The sequence below is a fragment of the Caldicoprobacter sp. genome (assembly GCF_047459465.1).
Lineage (GTDB): Bacteria > Bacillota > Clostridia > Caldicoprobacterales > Caldicoprobacteraceae > Caldicoprobacter.
The window spans coordinates 1-22,042 of sequence record NZ_VSCO01000014.1; the positions used below are offsets into that span (position 1 = coordinate 1).

General features: G+C 47.0%; 19 protein-coding genes. All 19 read left to right on the top strand.

The window, feature by feature from the left end; all coding sequences use genetic code 11:
- Positions 1–734: 734 nt before the first annotated feature.
- The 19 genes from FWJ59_RS01900 to smc all read left to right on the top strand — a co-directional run bounded on the left by FWJ59_RS01900 (position 735) and on the right by smc (position 21,890).
- Entirely contained in the window at positions 735–1,127 is a 393-nt protein-coding gene (locus FWJ59_RS01900; protein WP_414480294.1) for a hypothetical protein, read from the top strand.
- Between the two features lie 194 nt (positions 1,128–1,321).
- Entirely contained in the window at positions 1,322–3,319 is a 1,998-nt protein-coding gene (locus FWJ59_RS01905; protein ID WP_414480295.1) for a hypothetical protein, read from the top strand.
- A gap of 305 nt (positions 3,320–3,624) precedes the next feature.
- The gene (locus FWJ59_RS01910; RefSeq protein WP_414480296.1) at positions 3,625–3,975 is read left to right on the top strand and encodes a hypothetical protein; all 351 of its coding nucleotides are present in this window, start codon (positions 3,625–3,627) and stop codon (positions 3,973–3,975) included.
- A gap of 70 nt (positions 3,976–4,045) precedes the next feature.
- Positions 4,046–4,498 (top strand): carboxypeptidase-like regulatory domain-containing protein, encoded by a 453-nt coding sequence (locus FWJ59_RS01915; protein ID WP_414480297.1) that lies wholly within the window; start codon positions 4,046–4,048, stop codon positions 4,496–4,498.
- Positions 4,499–4,599: 101 nt separating this feature from the next.
- Positions 4,600–4,890: a hypothetical protein gene (locus FWJ59_RS01920; protein ID WP_414480298.1), complete on the top strand. Its 291-nt coding sequence runs from the start codon at positions 4,600–4,602 to the stop codon at positions 4,888–4,890.
- Positions 4,891–4,931: 41 nt separating this feature from the next.
- On the top strand, positions 4,932–7,349 hold the full coding sequence (locus tag FWJ59_RS01925) for a glycosyl hydrolase family 95 catalytic domain-containing protein (protein WP_414480299.1): 2,418 nt from the start codon (positions 4,932–4,934) through the stop codon (positions 7,347–7,349).
- Positions 7,350–7,686: 337 nt separating this feature from the next.
- Positions 7,687–7,965, top strand: coding sequence for a hypothetical protein (locus FWJ59_RS01930; protein ID WP_414480300.1), 279 nt, complete (start codon positions 7,687–7,689; stop codon positions 7,963–7,965).
- Between the two features lie 57 nt (positions 7,966–8,022).
- Positions 8,023–8,562 carry a YceD family protein gene (locus FWJ59_RS01935; RefSeq protein ID WP_414480301.1) on the top strand — a complete coding sequence of 180 codons (540 nt, stop codon included), beginning with the start codon at positions 8,023–8,025 and terminating at the stop codon, positions 8,560–8,562.
- Positions 8,563–8,564: 2 nt separating this feature from the next.
- Positions 8,565–8,759 (top strand): 50S ribosomal protein L32, encoded by a 195-nt coding sequence (gene rpmF / locus FWJ59_RS01940; RefSeq protein ID WP_414480302.1) that lies wholly within the window; start codon positions 8,565–8,567, stop codon positions 8,757–8,759.
- 91 nt (positions 8,760–8,850) lie between these two features.
- Complete coding sequence (pepF, locus tag FWJ59_RS01945; protein ID WP_414480303.1) at positions 8,851–10,650, top strand: oligoendopeptidase F; 1,800 nt, start codon at positions 8,851–8,853, stop codon at positions 10,648–10,650.
- Between the two features lie 368 nt (positions 10,651–11,018).
- Complete coding sequence (gene fapR / locus FWJ59_RS01950; protein WP_414480304.1) at positions 11,019–11,588, top strand: transcription factor FapR; 570 nt, start codon at positions 11,019–11,021, stop codon at positions 11,586–11,588.
- 25 nt (positions 11,589–11,613) lie between these two features.
- A complete protein-coding gene (plsX, locus tag FWJ59_RS01955; RefSeq protein WP_414480311.1) occupies positions 11,614–12,615 on the top strand; it encodes a phosphate acyltransferase PlsX in 1,002 nt (333 codons plus the stop codon).
- A gap of 1 nt (position 12,616) precedes the next feature.
- Positions 12,617–13,612, top strand: a complete 996-nt coding sequence (locus FWJ59_RS01960) for a beta-ketoacyl-ACP synthase III (protein ID WP_414480305.1) — start codon at positions 12,617–12,619, stop codon at positions 13,610–13,612.
- Between the two features lie 135 nt (positions 13,613–13,747).
- Complete coding sequence (gene fabD / locus FWJ59_RS01965) at positions 13,748–14,692, top strand: ACP S-malonyltransferase (RefSeq protein WP_414480306.1); 945 nt, start codon at positions 13,748–13,750, stop codon at positions 14,690–14,692.
- Complete coding sequence (gene fabG / locus FWJ59_RS01970; protein WP_414480312.1) at positions 14,692–15,435, top strand: 3-oxoacyl-[acyl-carrier-protein] reductase; 744 nt, start codon at positions 14,692–14,694, stop codon at positions 15,433–15,435. The genes fabD and fabG overlap by 1 nt, the downstream gene beginning before the upstream one ends.
- Before the next feature lie 160 nt (positions 15,436–15,595).
- Complete coding sequence (acpP, locus tag FWJ59_RS01975) at positions 15,596–15,829, top strand: acyl carrier protein (protein ID WP_414480307.1); 234 nt, start codon at positions 15,596–15,598, stop codon at positions 15,827–15,829.
- A gap of 388 nt (positions 15,830–16,217) precedes the next feature.
- Positions 16,218–17,459 (top strand): beta-ketoacyl-ACP synthase II, encoded by a 1,242-nt coding sequence (fabF, locus tag FWJ59_RS01980; protein WP_414480308.1) that lies wholly within the window; start codon positions 16,218–16,220, stop codon positions 17,457–17,459.
- 143 nt (positions 17,460–17,602) lie between these two features.
- Complete coding sequence (gene rnc / locus FWJ59_RS01985) at positions 17,603–18,316, top strand: ribonuclease III (RefSeq protein ID WP_414480309.1); 714 nt, start codon at positions 17,603–17,605, stop codon at positions 18,314–18,316.
- A 4-nt stretch (positions 18,317–18,320) separates the two neighbouring features.
- Positions 18,321–21,890, top strand: coding sequence for a chromosome segregation protein SMC (gene smc / locus FWJ59_RS01990; protein ID WP_414480310.1), 3,570 nt, complete (start codon positions 18,321–18,323; stop codon positions 21,888–21,890).
- The last annotated feature ends 152 nt before the right edge of the window (positions 21,891–22,042 follow it).

Genomic DNA, 22,042 nt, shown 5'->3' on the forward strand with positions numbered 1-22,042 from the left:
CCTTAAAGGAGGCTATTGAGAGGCAACTGACTGCGAAGCTCTAGTAACGTCTTAACAATTGGATTTATATTGGCAGAATTGAGAGGCCAATGACCGATATGTTCAGATGTATAAGGACATTGAAATCCAAGATTTTATTGCTTTACCATAACCGTTATCATTCTATCGTTGGTGATATCCATCTGTTTGGTGAATTTTAATGTCTTCGTCGGGCTAAAGAAGATTCAAACCGTCAACCATAATCTGTGCATTTTTAATGAAAAAGCGAAGAAGGAGTTGGAGCTCAGGATGTTGGGAAATTAAATAAACCCGCATTTCTTTAAAATACCCTTAATTCTATAAAGTGAATGGCCATGATACAGGGGTCTACAGGCATTGCTGAAATGGTTAGCTCCCTTTCTGTGCTTTTAAGGAATATAGCTACCGGTACCGATGAGCTTATTACCACAAACCGCTATTTTTTATGCTTAAAAAAATTTTACCGCTTTTTCTTAAAAAGTTTTACTTTTACGGCTATAATTTTTTTATAGAAAATTTTTTAATGAAGATTGAAGAAATTTATATAAACATCCATCTATTTACCCTACTTTGTTTTATGGGTTATTTTTGGCAGTATGATATGCATGTAATAAAGGCATATGAAGATGATTTTTTTGTCAGCCTATCTTCTATAATGCTTTCGGCGTTACGGTAATTAGGACTGTCTTGGGTACATTTTTAAATTTGAGTGTACTATGGCTTATGTACTTGCTAAAGAGCGCCTAATAGGGAGAAAGAAAGGGAAAAACTGGGCGTGGCGCTTTATTACGGCAGGTATTCAGAGAACCAAAATGGATGATCAACTAACAGATATATTAACTCAATCGTGGGGAGAATTAGGAATACAACATTTAGAGATGACTGATTCTCTTTGGTTTTACGATGAAATTTCTATGTTTGCTCCGTATTTCCCAGAGTTGGCCGACTATGATTTGGATTCATTTAAAGTAGAATTTAGGGATAAAGCAATTATGGGGCAAATAATTGATCAAGAATGGGATAATTTTGTTGAGAGATGGAGAAATTCTGGAGGGAATGAATGGATAAGGCTTCATACCGAATGGTATGAAAATGAGTACAATAAATAGTAAAAATAATAATTAAGGCATTATGGTTTAAAGGCATTATGGTATAAGTAACTGCTGTATCCGTCTGTATTTTTACAGACGGATACAAATCTTTTTATCTGCTTTTTAAGGAAATGCATTTTGTTATATAATTAGATTTACGACGCTACAATTCAAGAAATTGTATATTTAAAAAAAGGGAGACGGGTAGAACGATGGATGAGGTTTTGTTACAAAAGGAAGATTTTTCGGATTTCAAAGTAGGCGATTTTCCTTATGACCCCGAACATTCCGCCATGGGGGAATATCATTATTATCCGCCCAAAGGTTATCAGGGGAATTGGTATTGTCCCATTACCGATTCAGAATTGAGGGGACCTATGTGGATGATTGTTCTTCAAGAAAATGGACAAAAAGCTATAGAATCTCAGGTTTTAAAAAGAACAAGGCCCTCAGCTTGGAATATGGTAGTGACTGGTTGTGATGACTGGGATGATTATCAAGTAGAAGTAGAATTGAGGATGCTCAATACATCTTTGCTGTGTGGGCTGGCCTTTCGATATCAAAACAGCCGATGCTTTTACATTCTCTGTTTTGAGGATCAAAAGGTAAAGATTATAAAAAGAAATCAGGAAGAGTACGTTGAATTGGCTTCAAAGGCTTTTGAATACAATTGCGATAGAATATACAGGCTAAAAGTTTTATGTGATGGTATGCATTTTAGCGCTTATGTTGATGATGAGAATATTTTTAACGTTACGGATTCTACTTTTGCAAGTGGGAAAGTAGCTTTATGCGCTAATGGTCCTGCTCAATTCTCTAACATTCGGATATCTACTACTAAAGAAGCGTATAACAAGCTTTCCATTAAACGCCAAAAGTATCAACAAGAGTTGGAAGAAGAGAGAAAGAGATATCCTCAACCTAAGTTATGGAAGGTTTTGGATTTAAAGGATTTTGGAGCTGGACGAAGTATAAGATTTGGGGATTTAACAGGTGATGGCCGATATGATATCGTCATAGCTCAGTGTCAAAAGAGAGTGTTTAAGGATCGTTACGCCAATATCAGCTGCCTTACGGCCATAGACCTGGATGGCAATATACTATGGCAGATAGGAGAGCCAAATCCCGAAAATGCATTCATTACTGCCGACCTGCCCTTTCAGATCGCGGATGTAGATATGGATGGAAAAAATGAGGTGATCGTTGCAAAGGATTTCAAGTTGATGATATTGGAAGGCAGTACCGGTAAGATAAAGAAGTGTATAGATACTCCCATTTCAGATGACCCCATAGAAACGCTGTATTCGGGAGTTCCATTTGGGCGCTATGCTTTTGACAGGGTTAACATTGACTGTATAAGGATATGCAATTTTTCGGGGAAGGAAAAGCCTACTGACATATTAATTAAGGATAGATATAGTAGGGTGTGGGTCTATGACAACGAGTTGAATTTTATGTGGAAATATCATGATGGGATAACCGGCCACTTCCCGTACACTAAAGACATTAATAATGACGGAAGAGAAGAAATGGTGGTAGGATATAATCTTGTGGATGCCGATGGGCGTAAGCTGTGGACTCTTCCCATATACACCGATCATACCGATGAAATAATAATAGGAAAGTTAAATCCAAAGGATGAGGAAGAAATTATTGCCATGGTATGCGGCGATGAAGGGCTTGTACTTTGTGATTTGAAGGGCAATATCATTAAAAAGATGTTAATTGGCCATGCTCAGAGAATTAGCATAGGAAAATATAGGCCCGATTTAGAAGGCTTTCAGATCGCCGTTACCACTTATTGGGGGCATCAGGGGATAATATATCTATTTGATGATAAGGGCAATATGTTGTGGTCATGGGAACCCGGAACCAATGGGAATATAATTGCGCCGGTTAATTGGACGGGGGACGGCCAAGACTTGATTTTGCTCAATGGAAATGTAGAGAAAGGAGGTATGATAGACGGATTTGGTAGAAGGGTAGTTGTATTTCCTGATGACGGCCATCCCGATCTCTGCGCTGAAGTCATTGATTTAACAGGGGATTGCCGCGATGAGATAGTATTATGGGATAACAGCAAGATGTTCATTTATACGCAGGATAGAGAATTTAAAGGGGACAAGATTTATTGCCCCTATAAATATCCAACTTATAACGCATCGAACTACAGAGGCGAATATTCATGGCCAAGATGGATTGAAGTTTAATATAACTTGAAAGTCAGCTTTACCGCCTTGCAGATTGTGGTTACTAGACAATACTACATACATTACACCGATGTCGGAGGCGTACAAAAATCTGAATATGCTTCCTTAAGGATTGGAGGTATTTGGGATTGTCTGCTTGATAAACCACTATATTGTTGCATAAAAATAAAAAATTTTCTTTGATTTGTCACCTCTTAGAGATATATTCCATAGTATATATTGTGAGAAATAAATAATCGCTATGTTTGCCAGTAAACATAAAATTAACAGTTTTACTGGCGAACAAGAAACTAGACGAGAAGGGAATGTTGTTTATGCTGGATATCGATTTCAATGAATTGAAGGCTCAACTGAAAGCCGAACTTGAGGCTGAGTTAAAAGCTGCTATAAAATCCGAGGTTGAAGGGGAACAAGATGTTGAAGTGGAGGAAGAGGAGTACAACAACCAGAAGCAGCATAACAAGCAAATTAACTACAACATCTTGACCCAGAAGCAATACCAGGGACAGAGGACCGAGAGCGACACTGATGTAGAATCTGAAAGTGAAGCCAAAGCCGATGCAAGAAGCAGAAACAAGGCAAAGGCCGATAGCGAGTCAAAATCTGAAAGCGAGGCAAAAGTAGAACCCGACAAAAAAGGGAAATACTTTGTTTAATGTAAACTAAGGTGGGGATTTCCCCACCTTATACATATGAGCTGCATAAAATGAATATAGGGGGGGCATTATGGAGCTACAAGAAAGGATATGTGATGGGAAATTTGATGTGGGTGAGGCAAAAAAAGGGGATACACTAGAAAGCAAAAGCGTCCAGTATAATTATCAAGATCTGGATCAGGAACAAAAGGTTGATGTAAATCCAAAACAGACCAACGCACAAAATATTTACATTTATGTAAATGGCGTTAACGGCAATCTTGCTGCAAAGTTAACCGGAGTTACTTATATTGAAGAGAGCAAGAAGGTTGCTCCGTATGCGAAGATACGTTTGTTTTTTGGTCATGAGAGCTTAATACCGGTATACGAAGCTAATTCTGACAGTAATGGGAATTTTGTTATCGAAGATTTACCGCCTGGTTACTACACATTATCCGCTGAGCACGGCGATTTAAAATATCGTTCGCATATTCTTAAAATCCTTCCCGCCCAAATAGTACATGTATCGGTATTGCTGAAGTGATACGATGATTATCCTTTGTATAAATAAAAATGCCATATTGACCCAAGCAAACACGGCGGCATATAATGGGTTTGTCGATACATGTACAGGAGGTAGGGAATATGAGTGTTAAGAAAAAGATATTATTATTGGCTTTTGTTATTTTGTTTCTGTGTTCTCTGGTTGGATGTATCCCTGGAGATGGAACGCATACGCCAGACAAGCCCGCGGGATTTTTCTGGGGAATCTGGCACGGCTGGGTTGCACCCTTGTCCCTGATAATAGGATTTTTTGATAGAAACATCAGGATTTATGAGATACACAACAGCGGCTGGTTTTACGATTTGGGATTTTATATTGCCGTAATAAGCGGGTTTGGCGGAATATCTTTTGTAAGAAAGAAAAAGAAATAAAAACTATGAAAGGTTATGATTGAGAAGGGGGCAAAATCCATATGGGCATCATCAACACAGTTCCAACGGCTAATCCTCTTAAATTGTGGTACCGTCAGCCTGCCAGGGAATGGGTAGAGGCCCTGCCGCTTGGCAATGGCCGCATTGGCGGGATGGTTTTTGGTGGCGTACCCCACGAACGGATTCAGCTTAACGAGGATACTTTGTGGTCGGGATGCCCCAGGGATACCAATAACTATGATGCTATAAATTATCTTCAACGGGTCAGGCAGCTCATATTTGAGGGGCACTACGCGGAAGCGCAAAAAATAATTGAAGAAAAGATGTTGGGGCCATGGAATGAATCCTATCAGCCCATGGCTGATCTGTACATAGCTTTTGAGCATGAAGGGCCTATTGCCGATTATAAAAGGGAACTTGACCTTGAGACCGCTGTAGCAAGAGTTGAGTATAGGATAGGGGATGTGATCTATACAAGGGAGGCCTTCATAAGTGCTGTAGACCAGGTGCTGGTGGTGCGCATAACATCCAGCCGCCCTGGCCATATTGCTTTACGTGCCATGCTGGATAGCGTGCATCCCCATTCTCTTTGTCGGGCTGGGGACAAGCATATGGTTTTGCACGGTAGAGTCCCCATCCATGTGGAGCCCAGCTACGTCAGCAGTGACAACCCAGTCATATATGAAGAAGGAAAGGGCATGGAATTCGAGTGTAGAATGGCCATCATAACCGATGGCGTTGTGTCTGAAGGCAAGGATTTTAAGGCTGACAATGTAAATGCCCATGATGGTATAAGGGTAGAAGGAGCCAGCGAAGTCCTCATTATTTTGTCTGCTGCTACCAGCTTTAACGGATACGATAAGGACCCTGCCCTTGAAGGTAAAGACTGTTCGGAAGCTTGTAAGCGTATGCTTTGGGACGCACTTCAGAAATCATACCGGGAACTGCTGGATGACCACATACGGGATTACCAGGCTATCTTTAAGCGGGTGGACCTGTATCTGGGGACTTCAGAGGCTGTAAACCTCCCTACCGATGAGCGGCTAAGGGCTTTGCAGGCCGGTGCGGATGACCCGCAGCTTATAGCCCTGTACTTCCAATACGGCAGGTACCTTCTCATCTCTAGCTCAAGGCCCGGTACTCAGCCCGCCAATCTTCAGGGTATATGGAATCAAGAGGTAAGGCCCCCCTGGAGCAGCAACTGGACGGTAAACATCAATACCCAGATGAATTACTGGCCTGCTGAGGTGTGCAACATGGCCGAATGCCATGAGCCGCTGTTCGACATGATCGACCAGCTCAGGATAAACGGCCGAAAAACGGCGCGGATTCATTATGGCTGTAGAGGCTGGACGGTGCACCACAACGTGGATATATGGCGTACCACCACGCCTGCCGGCGGTTCGGCCAAATGGGCTTTCTGGCCCATGGCGGGGGCATGGCTGTGTAGGCATCTTTGGGAGCATTACGAGTTTAGCCAGGATGAGGAGTTCCTGGCATCGAGGGCATATCCTGCCATGAAGGAGGCTGCTCTTTTCTGTCTGGACTGGCTGGTGGAGGACAGCGATGGCAACCTCGTTACCTGTCCTTCCACTTCCCCTGAAAACGAGTTTATAACCCCTGAGGGGAAGCGCTGTGCCGTCAGCATGGCCTCAACCATGGATATGTCCATCATATGGGATTTGTTTACCCACTGCATAGAAGCCTCCCGCATATTGAATATCGATGAGGATTTCAGGCAGCAGCTTGAGCGAGCTAGAGAGAGGCTTTATAAGCCCCGCATTGGCCGTTTTGGGCAGCTACAGGAGTGGTTTGACGATTTTGACGAGCATGAACCCGGCCACAGGCATGTATCGCATTTGTATGGCCTGTACCCCGGCCACCAGTTTACCTTTAAAAATGAGCCACATTTGGTTGAAGCCTGTAAAAGATCACTCGAAAGGCGGCTGCAACACGGCGGAGGGCACACCGGCTGGAGCTGTGCATGGATCATCAACCTGTGGGCCCGCCTCAGAGAGCCAGAGCAGGCATACAAGTATGTACAGGTTTTGCTCAAGCGCTCTACATACCCCAACCTGTTTGATGCACATCCGCCATTTCAGATAGACGGCAACTTTGGCGGCACTGCTGGTATTGCCGAGATGCTTTTGCAGAGCCATGAGGGGGAGATTTATCTGCTGCCTGCTCTACCACGGGCATGGGAAACCGGGTATGTAAAAGGGCTCAGGGCCAGGGGAGGCTTTGAAGTCGATATGGAATGGGAGCAAGGCAGGCTGACAAGGGCGGTTATCCGTTCGTTGGCAGGCAGGCGCTGCAGGGTTCGCACCTCTATCCCTGTCGAAGTAGAGTACAACGGAAAGCCTTATCCAGCGGTTGGGCTTGAACCCGGAGTGATAGAGTTTGAGACAGAGGAAGGGGGATGCTATTATCTATATTCATCAGAGATTAAAAAGATTTAAAGCCACCAAAAGAGTTGTGATTTCAACTTTTTTAATTGGCTTATTTGCCTTTTTTGTATTGTGAAAACAATTTTATCGTCGTGACAAGCATAGACGTTGAAGCGCACAGGCTGCCCGATGCCTTTGATGGGTATAGGGTGTTCACGTCTTACAAAATACATATGCCGCTATAACAAAAGGTGAAGATGAGATTTATGTTGTTGGGATAGACGACCCTGTATCGGTAAATTCGGCATATTATGGAGGAGCATCGATAGCTGAAAGGAATATTCTACAGGCGTTAGAGGGGCTTGAAAAGTCTGATGCCTTCAAAATGCTGCTTGCCCATAGACCGGGGATGTTTTCTCTCTACAGCAGCTATCAATTTGACGTGATTTTATCCGGACATGTTCACGGTGGACAGGTGAGGCTTCCTTTTATAGGAGGGTTGGTTGCGCCCAATCAGGGGTTGTTTCCAAAATATACAGCCGCGAAATATGAAAAAGAGGATAGCGTTATGATCGTTAGCCGAGGGCTGAGGAATAGTATTTTTCCTCAGAGGATCTTCAACCGACCGGAAGTCATCGTCATTACGCTAAAAAATACACTAGATCTTGACGCAGCCCCACTGAAATGAGCACTTGACAAAAGCTGCAATGTATCTATATAATAAGAAACGATTGCAGATGGGGTGATGAAATTGGTCATTGATGTGTCGGACATTCTAAAGCAAAAAGGCACCTCCAAGGAGTTTAGAGGGAGCCAGCCCCTGGAAGACATCATATATCAGGGAGAAAGGATAAGCCTGTTAGGTCCGGTGGAGGTATCAGGTGACATAACCAATACCGGCAAGTTGCTAGTGCTTAACGCCGATGCAGCGGCTAAATTGTTGCTGCACTGCAGCAGATGTACCAAACCCTATGATAAGGAGTTGAAGTTTAGCTTTACCATCAGATTGAGCAAGATAGGTGATCCAGAGGATCCAGACATTTTTGTCTATGAAGGTGAGGAAGTGGACCTGAAGGATATAATCCTTGAATTCTTGCTGCTTGAGCTGCCCATGCGCGGACAATGCAGTGAGGACTGCAAAGGGTTATGTCCATATTGTGGTTGTGATTTAAATGTAGAGCAGTGTCATTGCCAAGAGAGGGTGGAGTACCAGGAAGAACGCGTGGTAGACCCGCGCCTTCTGGCTCTGAAAAAAGCACTATCTGCCAATGGTGAGGAGGTGTAAGAATGGCTGTACCCAAGAGAAAGACTTCGAGGGCAAGAAGGGATAAGAGGAGGGCTCAGTGGAAGGTTACCGTACCCAGCATTGTGAAGTGTCCACAGTGCGGAGAACCCAAGCTCTCTCATAGGGCGTGCAGGCATTGTGGCTATTATAAGCGCAGACAGGTTATTGAAGTGGAAGAAGGATCTGCCCAAAAATAAGGGCAGTTCTTCTATTTTTGGCAATAAAAATTGTGTGCCGGGAAATGATTTCCATGCTATAATATCCTCAGATGTTTAAAAATGCAGTAATATGGGAGGGGTACAGGTGAAGGCTTTGAGGAATCGAAACGAGATCGATGAGAAATATAAGTGGAGGCTGGAGGACATATACGAGGACGAGCAGCTGTGGGAGCAAGACTATCAGGATACAAAGCAGCTACTGGAGGAAATTGCTAGCTTTAAGGGTAAGATAAATACCGCCGAGAACCTGCTTAAGGTGCTCAAGTTAAGCGACCAAATAGGCATGAGGCTGGAAAAGATATTTGCGTATGCCAGGATGCGAAGGGATGAGGATAACACTAATACCAAGTATCAGGCTTTGGCCGATAGGGCTATGCGGCTGAGCATAGAAGCTTCCAGCGCTACATCCTTTATAGTGCCCGAAATTTTAGCCATGGACGAAGCCCAATTGAGAGCCATGATGGAAGAGCTGGAAGAGCTGAAGGTTTATAGGCAATACCTGGATAACCTGCTGAGATACAAACCCCATGTTCTTTCATCGGAAGAGGAGAAGATATTGGCCGAGACGCAGATCATGGCTCAATCGATTTCCAATATATACACCATGTTAAATAACGCCGATTTGAGGTTCCCATCTATAAAGGATGAGCAGGGCAATGAGGTGGAGCTGACTCACGGCAACTTTATAAGCTTTTTGCAGAGCCGCAACAGGGATGTGAGGAGATCAGCCTTCGACGCCATGTACGATACTTATAAGAAATACATAAACACCTTTGCTGCCACCATGGCAGGCAACGTCAAGAAGGATATCTTTTATGCCAGCATAAGAAAGTACAACTCGGCCTTGGAGGCATCGCTGTTTGATGACAACGTGGATGTGGCCGTGTATAACAACCTCATAGACACAGTGCACAAGAGGCTGGGAGCGTTGCACAGATATGTGGGCATAAAGAAGCGGCTTTTGGGGCTTGATGAGATACACATGTATGACCTCTATGTTCCACTAATACCGGAGTATGACAAAGAGTTTACCTATGAGGAAGCGGTGGATTTGGTGCTGGAGGGCTTAAAGCCCCTTGGGGATGAGTACATCAGCCTGCTAAAAGAGGGCTTCTCTTCGAGGTGGATTGACGTTTACGAAAACAGGGGGAAAACCTCAGGGGCTTATTCATGGGGAGCATACGGAGTGCACCCATACGTGCTTCTCAACTTCCAGGGTACCCTAAATGATGTGTTCACCATTGCTCACGAGATGGGCCACGCCCTTCATACTTACTATTCCAATTCAGCACAACCTTACGTTTACGCCGATTATAGGATTATCCTGGCCGAGGTTGCTTCAACATGTAACGAGGCCATACTGATTGACTATCTTTTGAAGAATACCAAGGACGAGAAGGAAAGGCTGTACCTATTGAACCACTTCCTTGAGGAGTTCAGGACTACGGTGTTTAGACAGGTGATGTTTGCCGAATTCGAAAAGATAATCCATGAGATGGCTGAAAAGGGAGAGGCCCTGACGGCCGAAACCTTAAGTCAAAAATACTATGAGCTGAATAAGCTGTATTATGGAAATGAGATAGTGGTGGATGAAGGCATTAGCTACGAATGGGCTAGGATCCCTCACTTCTACAGGAATTTTTACGTATACAAATACGCCACCGGCTTTTCGGCCGCAATAGCCATCTCGCAGATGATCATGAATGAAGGCAGTGCGGCGGTGGAGAGATATAAGGAGTTCCTAAAGAGCGGAAGTTCGGATTACCCATTGAATATATTGAAGAAAGCCGGGGTGGACCTTACGGTTCCAAAACCCATTGATGATGCACTGGACGTATTCGAGAGGTTGCTCGACGAGTTTGAAAGGTGACGTTAGGTATGACAGCCTACACCAAGTAGCCTATATGATGTGTTGCGGGGAGAGCGATATATATGGCGTTCTAGCGGGAGCGGTATTGAAACGATTATCCGGCTCCCGCTTTGCGCTTTATTGGTTTATTTCCATCTACTTTTGTCATTGATAACGCCTGCATCGTCTGCAACCTCGTTTAAATGTGATTACTTCCTCCCGAGCCAGGTTTTATCACCTTGCTCATTGTAAGAAATTGCTTTAATCAGGCCATTTAAAGTAAAATTAAAAAACTATTGCATTTCTTCCATTAATTTTGTATACTACTTTTAGTACCTGGTATTAATAGCAGATGATGAGCATAGAATATACCATGAGGTGATTGATGAATGGCGCGGCTTACCCTACCTAAAAAGGCCAGGCAAAAGGCGCTGCTGGAGCGCCTTAAAGCTGATCCGTTTTTGACGGACGAGGAGCTCAGCGATATATTCCACGTCAGCGTGCAGACCATTCGCTTAGACAGGCTTGAGCTGGGGATTCCCGAGCTGCGCGAGAGGATTAAAAGCGTTGCAGAGCGAAACTACGAGAAGATTCGTGCCATTGGAGGTCGGGAGATAGTTGGGGAGCTTATCGAGCTGGAGCTAGGCAAAAGCGGCATTTCTATACTCACCCCCACGGAGGATATGGTGTTTCAAAAGACCAAGATAGTGCGCGGGCATTACATCTATGCCCAGGCCGAGTCCTTGGCCATTGCGGTCATCGATGCCAAGGTGGCCTTGATAGGCGTGGCCAACATAAAGTACAAGACTCCGGTTTATCTCGGTGATAAGCTGGTGGCCAAAGCCGAAGTGGTAAGGCGTAGAGGCAACAAGTATTTCGTGTGGGTAAAGACAAAGGTAAACTATCAGGAAGCCTTCAGGGGGAAGTTTATACTGGTTTCTATGGAGGAAGGACAATAGGAATATATTTAGGAGGGTGTATATGGTGAACATAATTGTAGATGCGATGGGTGGAGACAAGGCGCCGGGGGAAGTTATACAGGGTTGCATAGATGCGGTACGTGAGTATGATATCTCCCTCACTCTGGTCGGGGAAGAGGACGTCATACGGGATGAATTAAAAAGGAGAAATGCGCCGGAGGGAAGATTTACAGTAGTACATGCCTCGGAAGTCATACATGCAGACGATGCGCCTGTGGCTGCCATAAGGGGAAAAAAGGATTCGTCCATGGTAAAGGGGTTTGAACTGCTCAAGCAGAACCCGGGAGCCGTATTTGTTTCGGCCGGCAACACGGGGGCCTTGATGGCCGGAGCCCTCCTCATAGTAGGCAGGATAAAGGGAATTGATCGCCCGGCCCTAGCGCCCATGATACCCACGCTGAAGAGGGGTACGCTGCTCATAGATGCCGGGGCCAACGCCGAGTGTAAGCCCAAAAATTTGGTGCAGTTTGCAGTGATGGGCTCCATTTATATGGAGAGGGTTATGGGGTATAAAAACCCTACAGTGGGGCTGGTCAACATAGGCCAAGAGGAGAGCAAGGGCAACGAGCTGACCAAAGAGGCATATAAGCTCCTAAAAGCCGAGAAATCCATCAATTTCATAGGCAACGTCGAGCCGAGGGATATGCTGGAAGGCGTGGCCGATGTCCTGGTATGCGACGGTTTTGTGGGCAACGTCATATTGAAGCTCACTGAGGGCGTTGCACTGGGAATTTTCCAGATGCTGAAAGAGGAACTCACTAAAAATGCAGTGACAAAGATGGGAGCCATGCTGCTTAAACCTGCTTTTAAGAGGCTTAAAAGCAGGATGGACTATGCAGAACACGGAGGGGCACCGCTCCTTGGCGTAAAAGGTGGTGTCATAAAGGCCCACGGAAGTTCAGATGCGAGGGCCATTAAGAATGCCATACGTCAGGCCATGCTGTTCATACAAAACAACGTGCTAGAGACCATTACCGATTACGTGAGGTCATCCGAGGAGGTCTAATATGGCAAAGTTGTTTAATGGCGGCATAATTGCCACCGGAAGCTATGTGCCCGAAAAGGTCATAACCAACCATGACCTTGCAAGGATAGTTGACACCTCTGATGAATGGATTGTAACCAGGACCGGCATTCGTGAGAGGCGCATCGCTGACCCCCATATCGCCACTTCCGACTTGGCTACCATAGCGGCTCGGAGAACTCTCGAAAGCGCGCACCTCACGCCGCAGGATATCGACATGATCATTGTGGCAACCGTCACCCCTGACATGCATTTCCCGTCGACTGCCTGCCTGGTACAAAGGAATATAGGCGCTACAAATGCCTCGGCTTTTGACCTTGAAGCGGCCTGCTCAGGCTTTTTATACGGCATAATTGTGGCCAATCAGTTTGTGGCCACCGGCTTTTGCAAAAATGTGATGGTGATCGGTGCCGAGTGCATGAGCAAGTTTGTCAACTGGAAGGATCGCAACACCTGCATTCTCTTTGGCGATGGGGCTGGAGCGGTTATAGTGAGCCGAGTGGACGAAGGGTATGGCTTTTTGTCACAGGTTCTGGGCGCTGACGGCAGCGGGGCTGAGCTGCTCATGCTGGAGGCCGGAGGTTCGAGGAAGCCGCCGACTTTTGAGACCGTTGAAAAGGAGCTGCATTACATCCATATGGATGGAAGCGAGGTATTCAAGTTCGCCGTGCAAACCATGGCCGCCATGGCTGAAGAAGCGGTACAAAGGGCGGGGCTTACAAAGGAACAGGTGGATTTCTTGATCCCGCATCAGGCCAATATAAGGATCATAGAGGCGGCTAGAAAGAAGCTGGAACTCCCCGAGGATAAGGTATACATAAATCTTGACCGTTATGGCAACATGTCTGCCGCCTCCATACCGGTAGCTTTGGACGAAGCGGTAAAACAGGGGCGCATTAAAAAAGGCCACAACATAGTCATGGTGGGATTTGGCGCCGGCCTTACGTGGGGCGCCTGTACCATAAGATGGGCGGTGTAATTCGTTGTTTATGGCGTTTTGATGTGCACCGTGGGACATTGCGTTAGCCAAAGCGTACCAATGAGATGGACTTCAAAGGCAATTCAATCGTTACGGGCAATAGCTGTTGGCGATAGAGCACAAAGGGGGTATTTTATGAAGAGAAAGATTGCCTTTGTATTTCCTGGCCAGGGAGCGCAGTATGTGGGCATGGGGAAGGATCTATATGACAACTATGCTGAGGCAAGGGAACTGTTTGATAGGGCTGATGAGATACTGGCAAATGGCATAAAAAGCATGTGCTTTGAAGGTCCAGAGGAGGAACTCAAAAAGACAGAAAATACGCAGCCGGCCATTCTCCTGGTGAGCGTAGCCGCCATGAGGGTGCTTCAAAGATACGGCATCCATCCCGATATGGTGGCGGGGCTCAGCCTTGGGGAGTACAGCGCTTTGGTGGCGGCCAGCTCCATTACCTTTGAAGATGCCCTTCCCCTGGTCATGAAGCGGGGGAGGTTCATGCAGCAGGCGGTACCCTTGGGTCATGGCAGCATGGCCGCCGTGCTGGGCCTTGAACGCCAAAAAGTGGAGGAGTGTTGCAATCTGGCTTCGGATGTAGGAGTGGTGGAACCTGCAAACTACAATTGCCCCGGGCAAATCGTCATATCGGGCCATGTAGCTGCTGTTGAAAAAGCCTGTGCCATAGCAAAGGAGATGGGGGCCAAGCGAATAGTGCCGTTGGCAGTAAGCGCACCCTTCCACTGCTCGCTGCTCAAGCCGGCCGGTGAGGCACTTCAAAAGGAGCTTGATGGGATCGATATTAAAGATCCGCAAATTCCGGTGATATCCAACGTGGAGGCTCTTCCTGTAAGGGATGCAGCCCACATACGCAAGCTGCTGGTTCAGCAGGTGAGCAGCCCCGTAAGGTGGGAGGACAGCGTCCGGTACATGATAAGCCAGGGCATAGAAGTATTCATCGAGGTGGGGCCGGGTAAAGTGCTAACCGGCTTTTTGAAGAAAATTTCCCCTGAAGTTAGGGGGTATAACGTGGGGGACATAAAGTCCCTGGAAGCCACACTGAAAGAGCTGGGAGGTATGATATGATGGAGCTCGAAGGGAAAACGGCCCTTGTTACGGGTGCTTCACGGGGAATTGGCAGGGCTATTGCCCTATACCTGGCCGAGCTGGGAGCCCAGGTTGCTGTCAATTACTCCAGCTCCGAGCAGCGGGCCCTTGAGGTGGTGGAAGCCATAAAAGGAAAGGGTGGCAGGGCCATTGCGATTAAAGCCGATGTGTCAAATCCCCAGGAAGTAGAGGCCATGTTTGATAGGGTGTTGGAGGAATTTGGAGACCTGGATATATTAGTCAACAATGCGGGGATCACCCGCGATGGGCTGCTCATTAGGATGAAACAGGAGGACTGGGACGCGGTACTGGATATCAATCTCAAGGGGGTGTATAACTGCTCAAAGGCCGCTGCAAAGATCATGGTCAGAAGGCGCAAGGGGAAGATAATAAACATATCGTCAGTAGTGGGGGTGGCAGGCAACGCGGGGCAGGCCAATTACGCTGCAGCAAAAGCAGGAGTCATAGGCTTTTCCAAGGCCATAGCAAGGGAACTGGCTCCCCGCAACATTCAGGTGAACGTGGTGGCCCCTGGATTTATAGAGACCGATATGACAGCTGCGCTGCCTGAAACAATAAGACAGGAGATGCTAAAGCAGATACCTTTGGGCAGATACGGGGACCCTATGGACGTGGCTTATGTGGTGGGTTTTTTGGCATCCGACAAGAGCCAGTATATAACCGGACAGGTGATACATGTTGACGGTGGGATGATAATGTAATATGATTGGTATTAATAGCAATCATAATACGTTTTGTAATGATAAGGTGGTTATTTACAGAACAGCGTTAAACGGCATCAAAGATGGGATTAAAGGATGAAGCTTATGTCCCAGCAGCAACCGTAGCACAGAGTCTGGACATTGAAGGGAGGTGAAAAGGATGATCTTTGAAAAGGTAAGGGATATAATCGTTGAGCAGCTAGGGGTCGATGCTGAGGAGGTCACCCTGGAGTCCAAATTCATCGATGACCTGGGGGCGGATTCTCTCGACATCGTTGAACTCATCATGGCTTTGGAAGAGGAGTTTGACATGGAAATTCCCGATGAGGATGCCGAAAAGATTTCCACGGTGGGGGATGCGGTGGAGTACATTAAGGCCCATTTGAAACAGTGAATAAAATGGGTTCCCCATTTTGTGGGGAACCCCATTTAATATTGAGGTTTTTAGGACTCATTCTTTTGGTTATTGCTATGGCAATATGCTCAAAACTTTTACTGGTGGCGTGTCATCTTCAGTTGCGCGCTATTTGATATGTATAAAATGATAGCTTTAAAAGGGCAAGTTCCAGGATGAAGCCGGACTGATCCATTGGATGTTATCCGTACAAAAAAGCTTGGAAAGCCTTATCCTTATGGCAATGATAGCAAAAAGGCTGCTGTACATCGGTTGAGGTGTTCATTTAATCTGGGCAACTCACTCGTTTGTGGTGAGATGATATAGATGGGAAGTATATAATACACAAAATTGAAAAATATGCTGTAAGTTTCGAGGGGGTATATTGGTGAGAAGGGTTGTGGTAACCGGATTGGGAGTTATCTCGCCGGTAGGGAATACCGTGGATGACTTCTGGACAGCTCTTTGCAGCGGTCAAAGCGGAGTTGACAGGATTACCGAATTTGACGTGAGCGATTTTTCCACTCAGATAGCTGCTACTGTCAAAGATTTTAAACCCGAGAATTACATGGACAAAAAAGAGGCAAGGCGGATGGACAGGTTTACGCAGTTTGCTGTAGCGGCTACCTACATGGCCATAAAGGATGCACAGCTGGACTTGGATAAGATAGACAAGGAACGCTTTGGAATAATACTCGGCAGCGGTATCGGAGGTATACAGACGCTGGAGGAACAGTTTGAGGTGTTGATGCAAAAGGGACCGGGCAGGATAAGCCCGTTTCTGGTGCCCATGATGATTGCCAATATAGCGGCTGGCCAGCTGGCCATCATGGTGGGGGCCAAGGGGGTTAACTTTACGGTGGTAACCGCCTGTGCGTCGGGAACCAACGCCATAGGCGAGGCTTTCAATGCCATACGCTATGGCCATGCCGATGTGGTGATCACGGGAGGTACCGAAGCGCCTATCACCAGGATCGCTTTGGCTGGCTTCTGTTCCATGAAGGCATTGTCCACCAGAAACGACGATCCTAAGGCTGCATGCCGTCCGTTTGATAAGGACAGGGATGGGTTTGTGATGGGTGAAGGTGCTGGGATACTGATTTTGGAGAGCCTTGAACATGCGCAGAAGAGAGGAGCCAGAATCCTGGCAGAGGTAGTGGGATACGGCTCCACCGATGATGCCTACCATATAACCGCTCCGGCGCCTGAAGGCGAGGGAGCTGCAAGGGCTATGAAGCTGGCTCTGGAAAGCGCTGGTATAGCACCTGAAGAAGTGAGTTATATAAACGCTCATGGAACTTCAACGTCGTATAATGATAAGTTAGAGACCATGGCCATAAAACAGGTGTTTGGGCAGCATGCTTACAAACTGGCGGTAAGCTCCACCAAATCCATGACTGGGCATCTCCTGGGGGCAGCAGGCGGAGTGGAAGCGGTGGCGCTTGTGAAGTCCATTGTACACCAGTTTGTACCGCCGACCATTAATTACACCACTCCTGACCCCGACTGCGACCTTGACTATGTGCCAAATGAGGGAAGGCCATGGGAGATAGAATATGCCATGTCCAATTCGTTTGGATTTGGCGGGCATAATGCCTGCATACTCATGAAGAGGTATAGGGAAATTTAAATATAGGATTCCATACACCCATAGAATAGAGCCCTCTGGCTCTATTTTTTTTGCTTGACAAACTGTTTGCTGGCAATATAATCTAGCATAGGGATTGGATGGCCTTACTAGGGCTTTTATATGGCCTTTGAAAGGGGAAAGGTATGTTGTCCCAAGACAGGGAACTCCAGTTGAAAGAGTTTGAGAACAATCTGGGCTACCGATTTGATAATATACAGTTGCTCGATACGGCATTGACGCACAGCTCGTATGCCAACGAGCGCCCCGGGAGCTCCCAGCACAACGAGAGGTTGGAGTTCCTAGGTGACTCGGTTTTAGGGTTGGTAATAAGCGAGTACCTGTATACCAATTTTCCCGAACTTACCGAAGGTAACCTGGCTAAGATAAAGGCGCTGGTAGTGTCGGAAGCATGCCTGGCGAAGGCCGCCAGGCGGATTGGCCTTGGGCAGCGGATGCTACTCGGTAAAGGAGAAGAGCACACTGGTGGGCGGGACAGGGACTCCATCCTGGCTGATGCTTTTGAGTCGGTTATAGCCGCCATCTTTCTGGATGGTGGGTTGGATGAGGCAAGAAAGTTTGTGCTCAAGAATCTGTCGCAGTTCATTGACGATGCCTTGAACGGTAAGGGGATCAGGGATTATAAGACCGACCTGCAGGAGGTATTACAGAAAAAATCCGATAAAGCCATTGAATACAGGATTGTAGGGGATTCAGGGCCCGATCACCAGAAGATATTCATCGCCCAGGTGTACCACGGTGACAAGCTGCTGGGAGAAGGTGTGGGCAGAAGCAAGAAAGAAGCCGAGCAGCATGCCGCTCAAAAAGCTTTAGAGGATATGAAAAATAAAGAGGTGTAAGGTTTTGCATCTGAAACGCTTGGAGATATATGGATTCAAATCCTTTGCCGATAGGGTTTATATAGAGTTTGATAAGGGCATAACCGCCATCGTGGGTCCCAATGGTAGCGGTAAGAGCAACATTGCCGATGCCATACGCTGGGTTTTAGGCGAGCAAAGCGCCAAGTCGCTGCGCGGCGGCAGGATGGAGGACGTGATATTTTCGGGGTCCCATGCCAGGAAGCCACTGGGGTTTGCGGAGGTTACCCTAGTGCTGGACAATTCGGATGGCGCATTGCCTATGGAGTATTCCGAGGTATCGATAACCCGGCGGGTTTTTCGTTCTGGAGAAAGCGAGTATTACATAAACCGTACACAGTGCCGTTTAAAGGATATAGTGGAGCTGCTGGTGGACACCGGCATAGGCAAGGAAGGGTACTCCATCATCGGACAGGGCAGAGTTGAGGAACTGCTCAACATGCATGCCGAGGAAAGGCGTGGCATATTCGAAGAAGCTGCAGGCATAATGAAGTACAAGCTGCGCAAGGAGGAGGCCCAAAAAAAGCTTGAAAAGGCAGAAGAAAACATAACCCGCATAGATGACATACTGGCAGAGCTAGCACAGCAACTGGAGCCTTTGGAAGAGCAAAGCAGGGTAGCGCAGCAGTACCTGCAGCTCCGAGACAGGTTAAAGCTGCTGGAGATCAACAGGTTTATTCAGCAGTATGAGAGATATACTGCCAGGTTGAAAGAGATGGACGATGAGATACATTTGCTGGATGGCGACATATCATCTCACCGGCAGCAGGTAGAACTGCTTGAGAATGAAAGGTTGCAGTTGCAGCAGGAAGTGGAAAGAAGGCAAAAAGAAGCCGAACAGCTGATGGAAAGGCGGTATACCCTCATCCAGGAGGAGGAAAAAGCCAAAGGGCATCTTCAGCTGTTGGAGCAGAGGATAAGCCAGTATAGGAAAGATAATGAGCGGTATGAAAAGGAGATACAACAAGAGGAGGTTAATATAAATAGCAGCCTTTCCGAAAAGGATGCGTGCGTAGGGCAGCTTGTAAATATGGAAAGGGCTGTGGAAGAAAAAAGGCAGCATCTGAACGGACTTGTTTCGGAGCTTGCGCAAGTCAATGAGGAGCTGAATTCGAAGCAACTGGAGCTCGATGCTCGGCGCGCCGATGCTGCCCAAGTATTGGACAGGCTGGCCCAATGCAGGAACAGCATAACCAGATATCGAACGTTGAAAGAAAATCTGGAGAAAAGGCATGGCGATGTTTGCAGGCTCATACGTTCAATGCTTGAGCAGAAGGAAACCTTGCAGGAGGCTCAGAAGCGGACAGAAGAAAGCCTTAACTCCATAATATCGGAGAGCCAGAGCCTGCTCCAGCGCAGAGAAGAGGTAAAAAAATTGCTAAATGGCATAAAGGGCGAGATAGCCCAGCAAAGCAGCCTCATTCAAGCAAAAAGGCAAAACCTCGAGGGCATGAAATCCCGGTATAATCTGTTGAGGGATATGGACAGGGCCCATGAAGGGTTTAGCCGGAGCGTACGGAAAATCCTTGAGGCCTGCCGGTATGATCATGCTATGGCTGAACGCCTGTGCGGGGTGGTAGCTGACCTGATAGAGGTACCGCGGGAATACGAGCTGGCCATCGAGACGGTTTTGGGGGCCAGCCTTCAGTACATAGTGACCGAAACCGAAGAGGATGCGCAGTACATAATAGAGTTTTTACGGGAAAAAGGCTATGGCCGTGCTACCTTCCTGCCGCTTACCTCCATACAGCCCAGGACTCTCAACCAGCATGAGATGGGTGTTCTCAAGCTAGATGGGTGCATAGGCATAGCTTCCAATCTGATCAGGTTTGACCCGAGGTATTCCAGGGTGATAGAGTATCTGTTGGGCAGAGTGGTTATTGCCCGGACGCTTGATGAGGCCATTGCCATGGCAAGGAAATATTCCTATTCTTTCAGGATAGTAACCCTTGAAGGCGATGTGCTGCATCCGGGAGGGTCCATCACTGGGGGGAGCAACACTACCGCTAAGAACACCGGCATATTGAGCCGAAAAAGGGAGATAGCCGAGCTTGAAGCGGCCATCCTTCAGGAGGAGCGCGGCATAGCCGATGAGCAGGATCGGTTGAAGCTGCTTGAACAGCGATATGCCCAACTGGAGCACCAACAGGATGAGCTAAACAAAAAGGCGCATAGCCTCGAGTTGGCAAGGACTGCCCAGGAGGAAAGGCTGCAACACGAAAAGCAGCAGGCCTTGAAGCTGGAAGGAGAGCTAAAAAGGCTTGAAAAGGAGAAGGAGGACCTGGAAAGCGAGCTACAGGCGGTCGATGCTTCTATTGAAGAGGTTGTTAAAGAGATGTCGCAGCTGGAAAGCGAAAGCGAGGGGGTTCGCTCTTTCATTGAAACCATAGAATCGGCCTTTAAGTGCCTCGGCCAGCGTAAGGCGGAGCTGGAAAAGCGTATTGCCGATTTACGGCTTGACCTCAGCACCTTAGAGCTTAGCGCTGAAAATTTGAGGCAAAGGATAAAGCAGCTCGAGTCCGATATAGCCCAAAGGCGGGACGCCATTGCAAAGAAGCGGGACCTGATGGAAGATAATCTAAAGCAGGTAGAGCGCTGTCAGAGCGAAATTGAGCAGCGTTCCGAAATGCTTGAAAGCTTACGGAAGGAAGCCCAGCGGCTGAGCGGCACGCTGAAGGAGATGGAGGCTCAAAGGGAAGCCCTTTTAAGGCGGCTGGAAGAGCTGCAGGGCGAGATAAAACGGCTCTCGGGGATTGTTGAGGAGATAATGGGCAGAAAGCACCGTTTGGAGGTACAAAGGTCCAGGCTGGAGGCCGAGCTGGAGAACCTTCAGAACAACATATGGGATGAATACGGAATAACTTATAACACCGCCCTGGCCTATCTGGATAAGGGGCTCAAGCTGAATAATATAAACCAGGAGATTGAGAATATTAAGGAAAGAATTCAGGCCCTTGGGCAGGTTAATGTGAGCGCCATAGATGAATACAGGCGCATAAAGGAAAGGTATGAGTTTTTGGAGTCGCAAAAGCGTGATTTGGTGGAGGCAAAGCGCAACCTGAACGACATCATTCAGGACGTGACCAGAGTGATGGAGGAGAAGTTTCGCCAGGAGTTTGAATTGATCAACCGGGAGTTCCAGGAGGTGTTTTCCAGGCTATTTGGTGGAGGGGTGGCCAGGCTTGTGCTGGAAAATGAAGATGATGTGCTGGGTTGCGGCATAGACATTGTGGCGCAGCCCCCGGGCAAAAAGCTGCAGAGCCTATCTTTGCTCTCTGGGGGAGAGAAGGCCTTAACAGCCATAGCCATACTCTTTGCTATATTAAGGAGGAGGCCTACGCCGTTTTGCGTTTTGGACGAGATCGACACCGCACTGGATGAGGCCAATTTGGCCAATCTAGGAAGATTTATAAAGGAGTTTTCCCAGCATACCCAGTTCATAATAATCACCCATAGGAGGCCTACCATGGAGGTGGCCGATGCCCTTTATGGCATAGCCATGGAGGAAAAAGGGGTATCCAAGCTGGTTTCGGTACGGCTTGATAAAGCCAGCTGATGGCTTATTACACAAGGCAAAAAGAAGGGGAGAGTTAGCATAATGGAAAAGAAAGGCTTTTTTAGCAGGTTAAAGGAAGGATTGGCCAAGACGCGGCAGAACATAACCGAGAAGATGGACCTGCTGTTTAAATACCACAACGAGGTGAACGA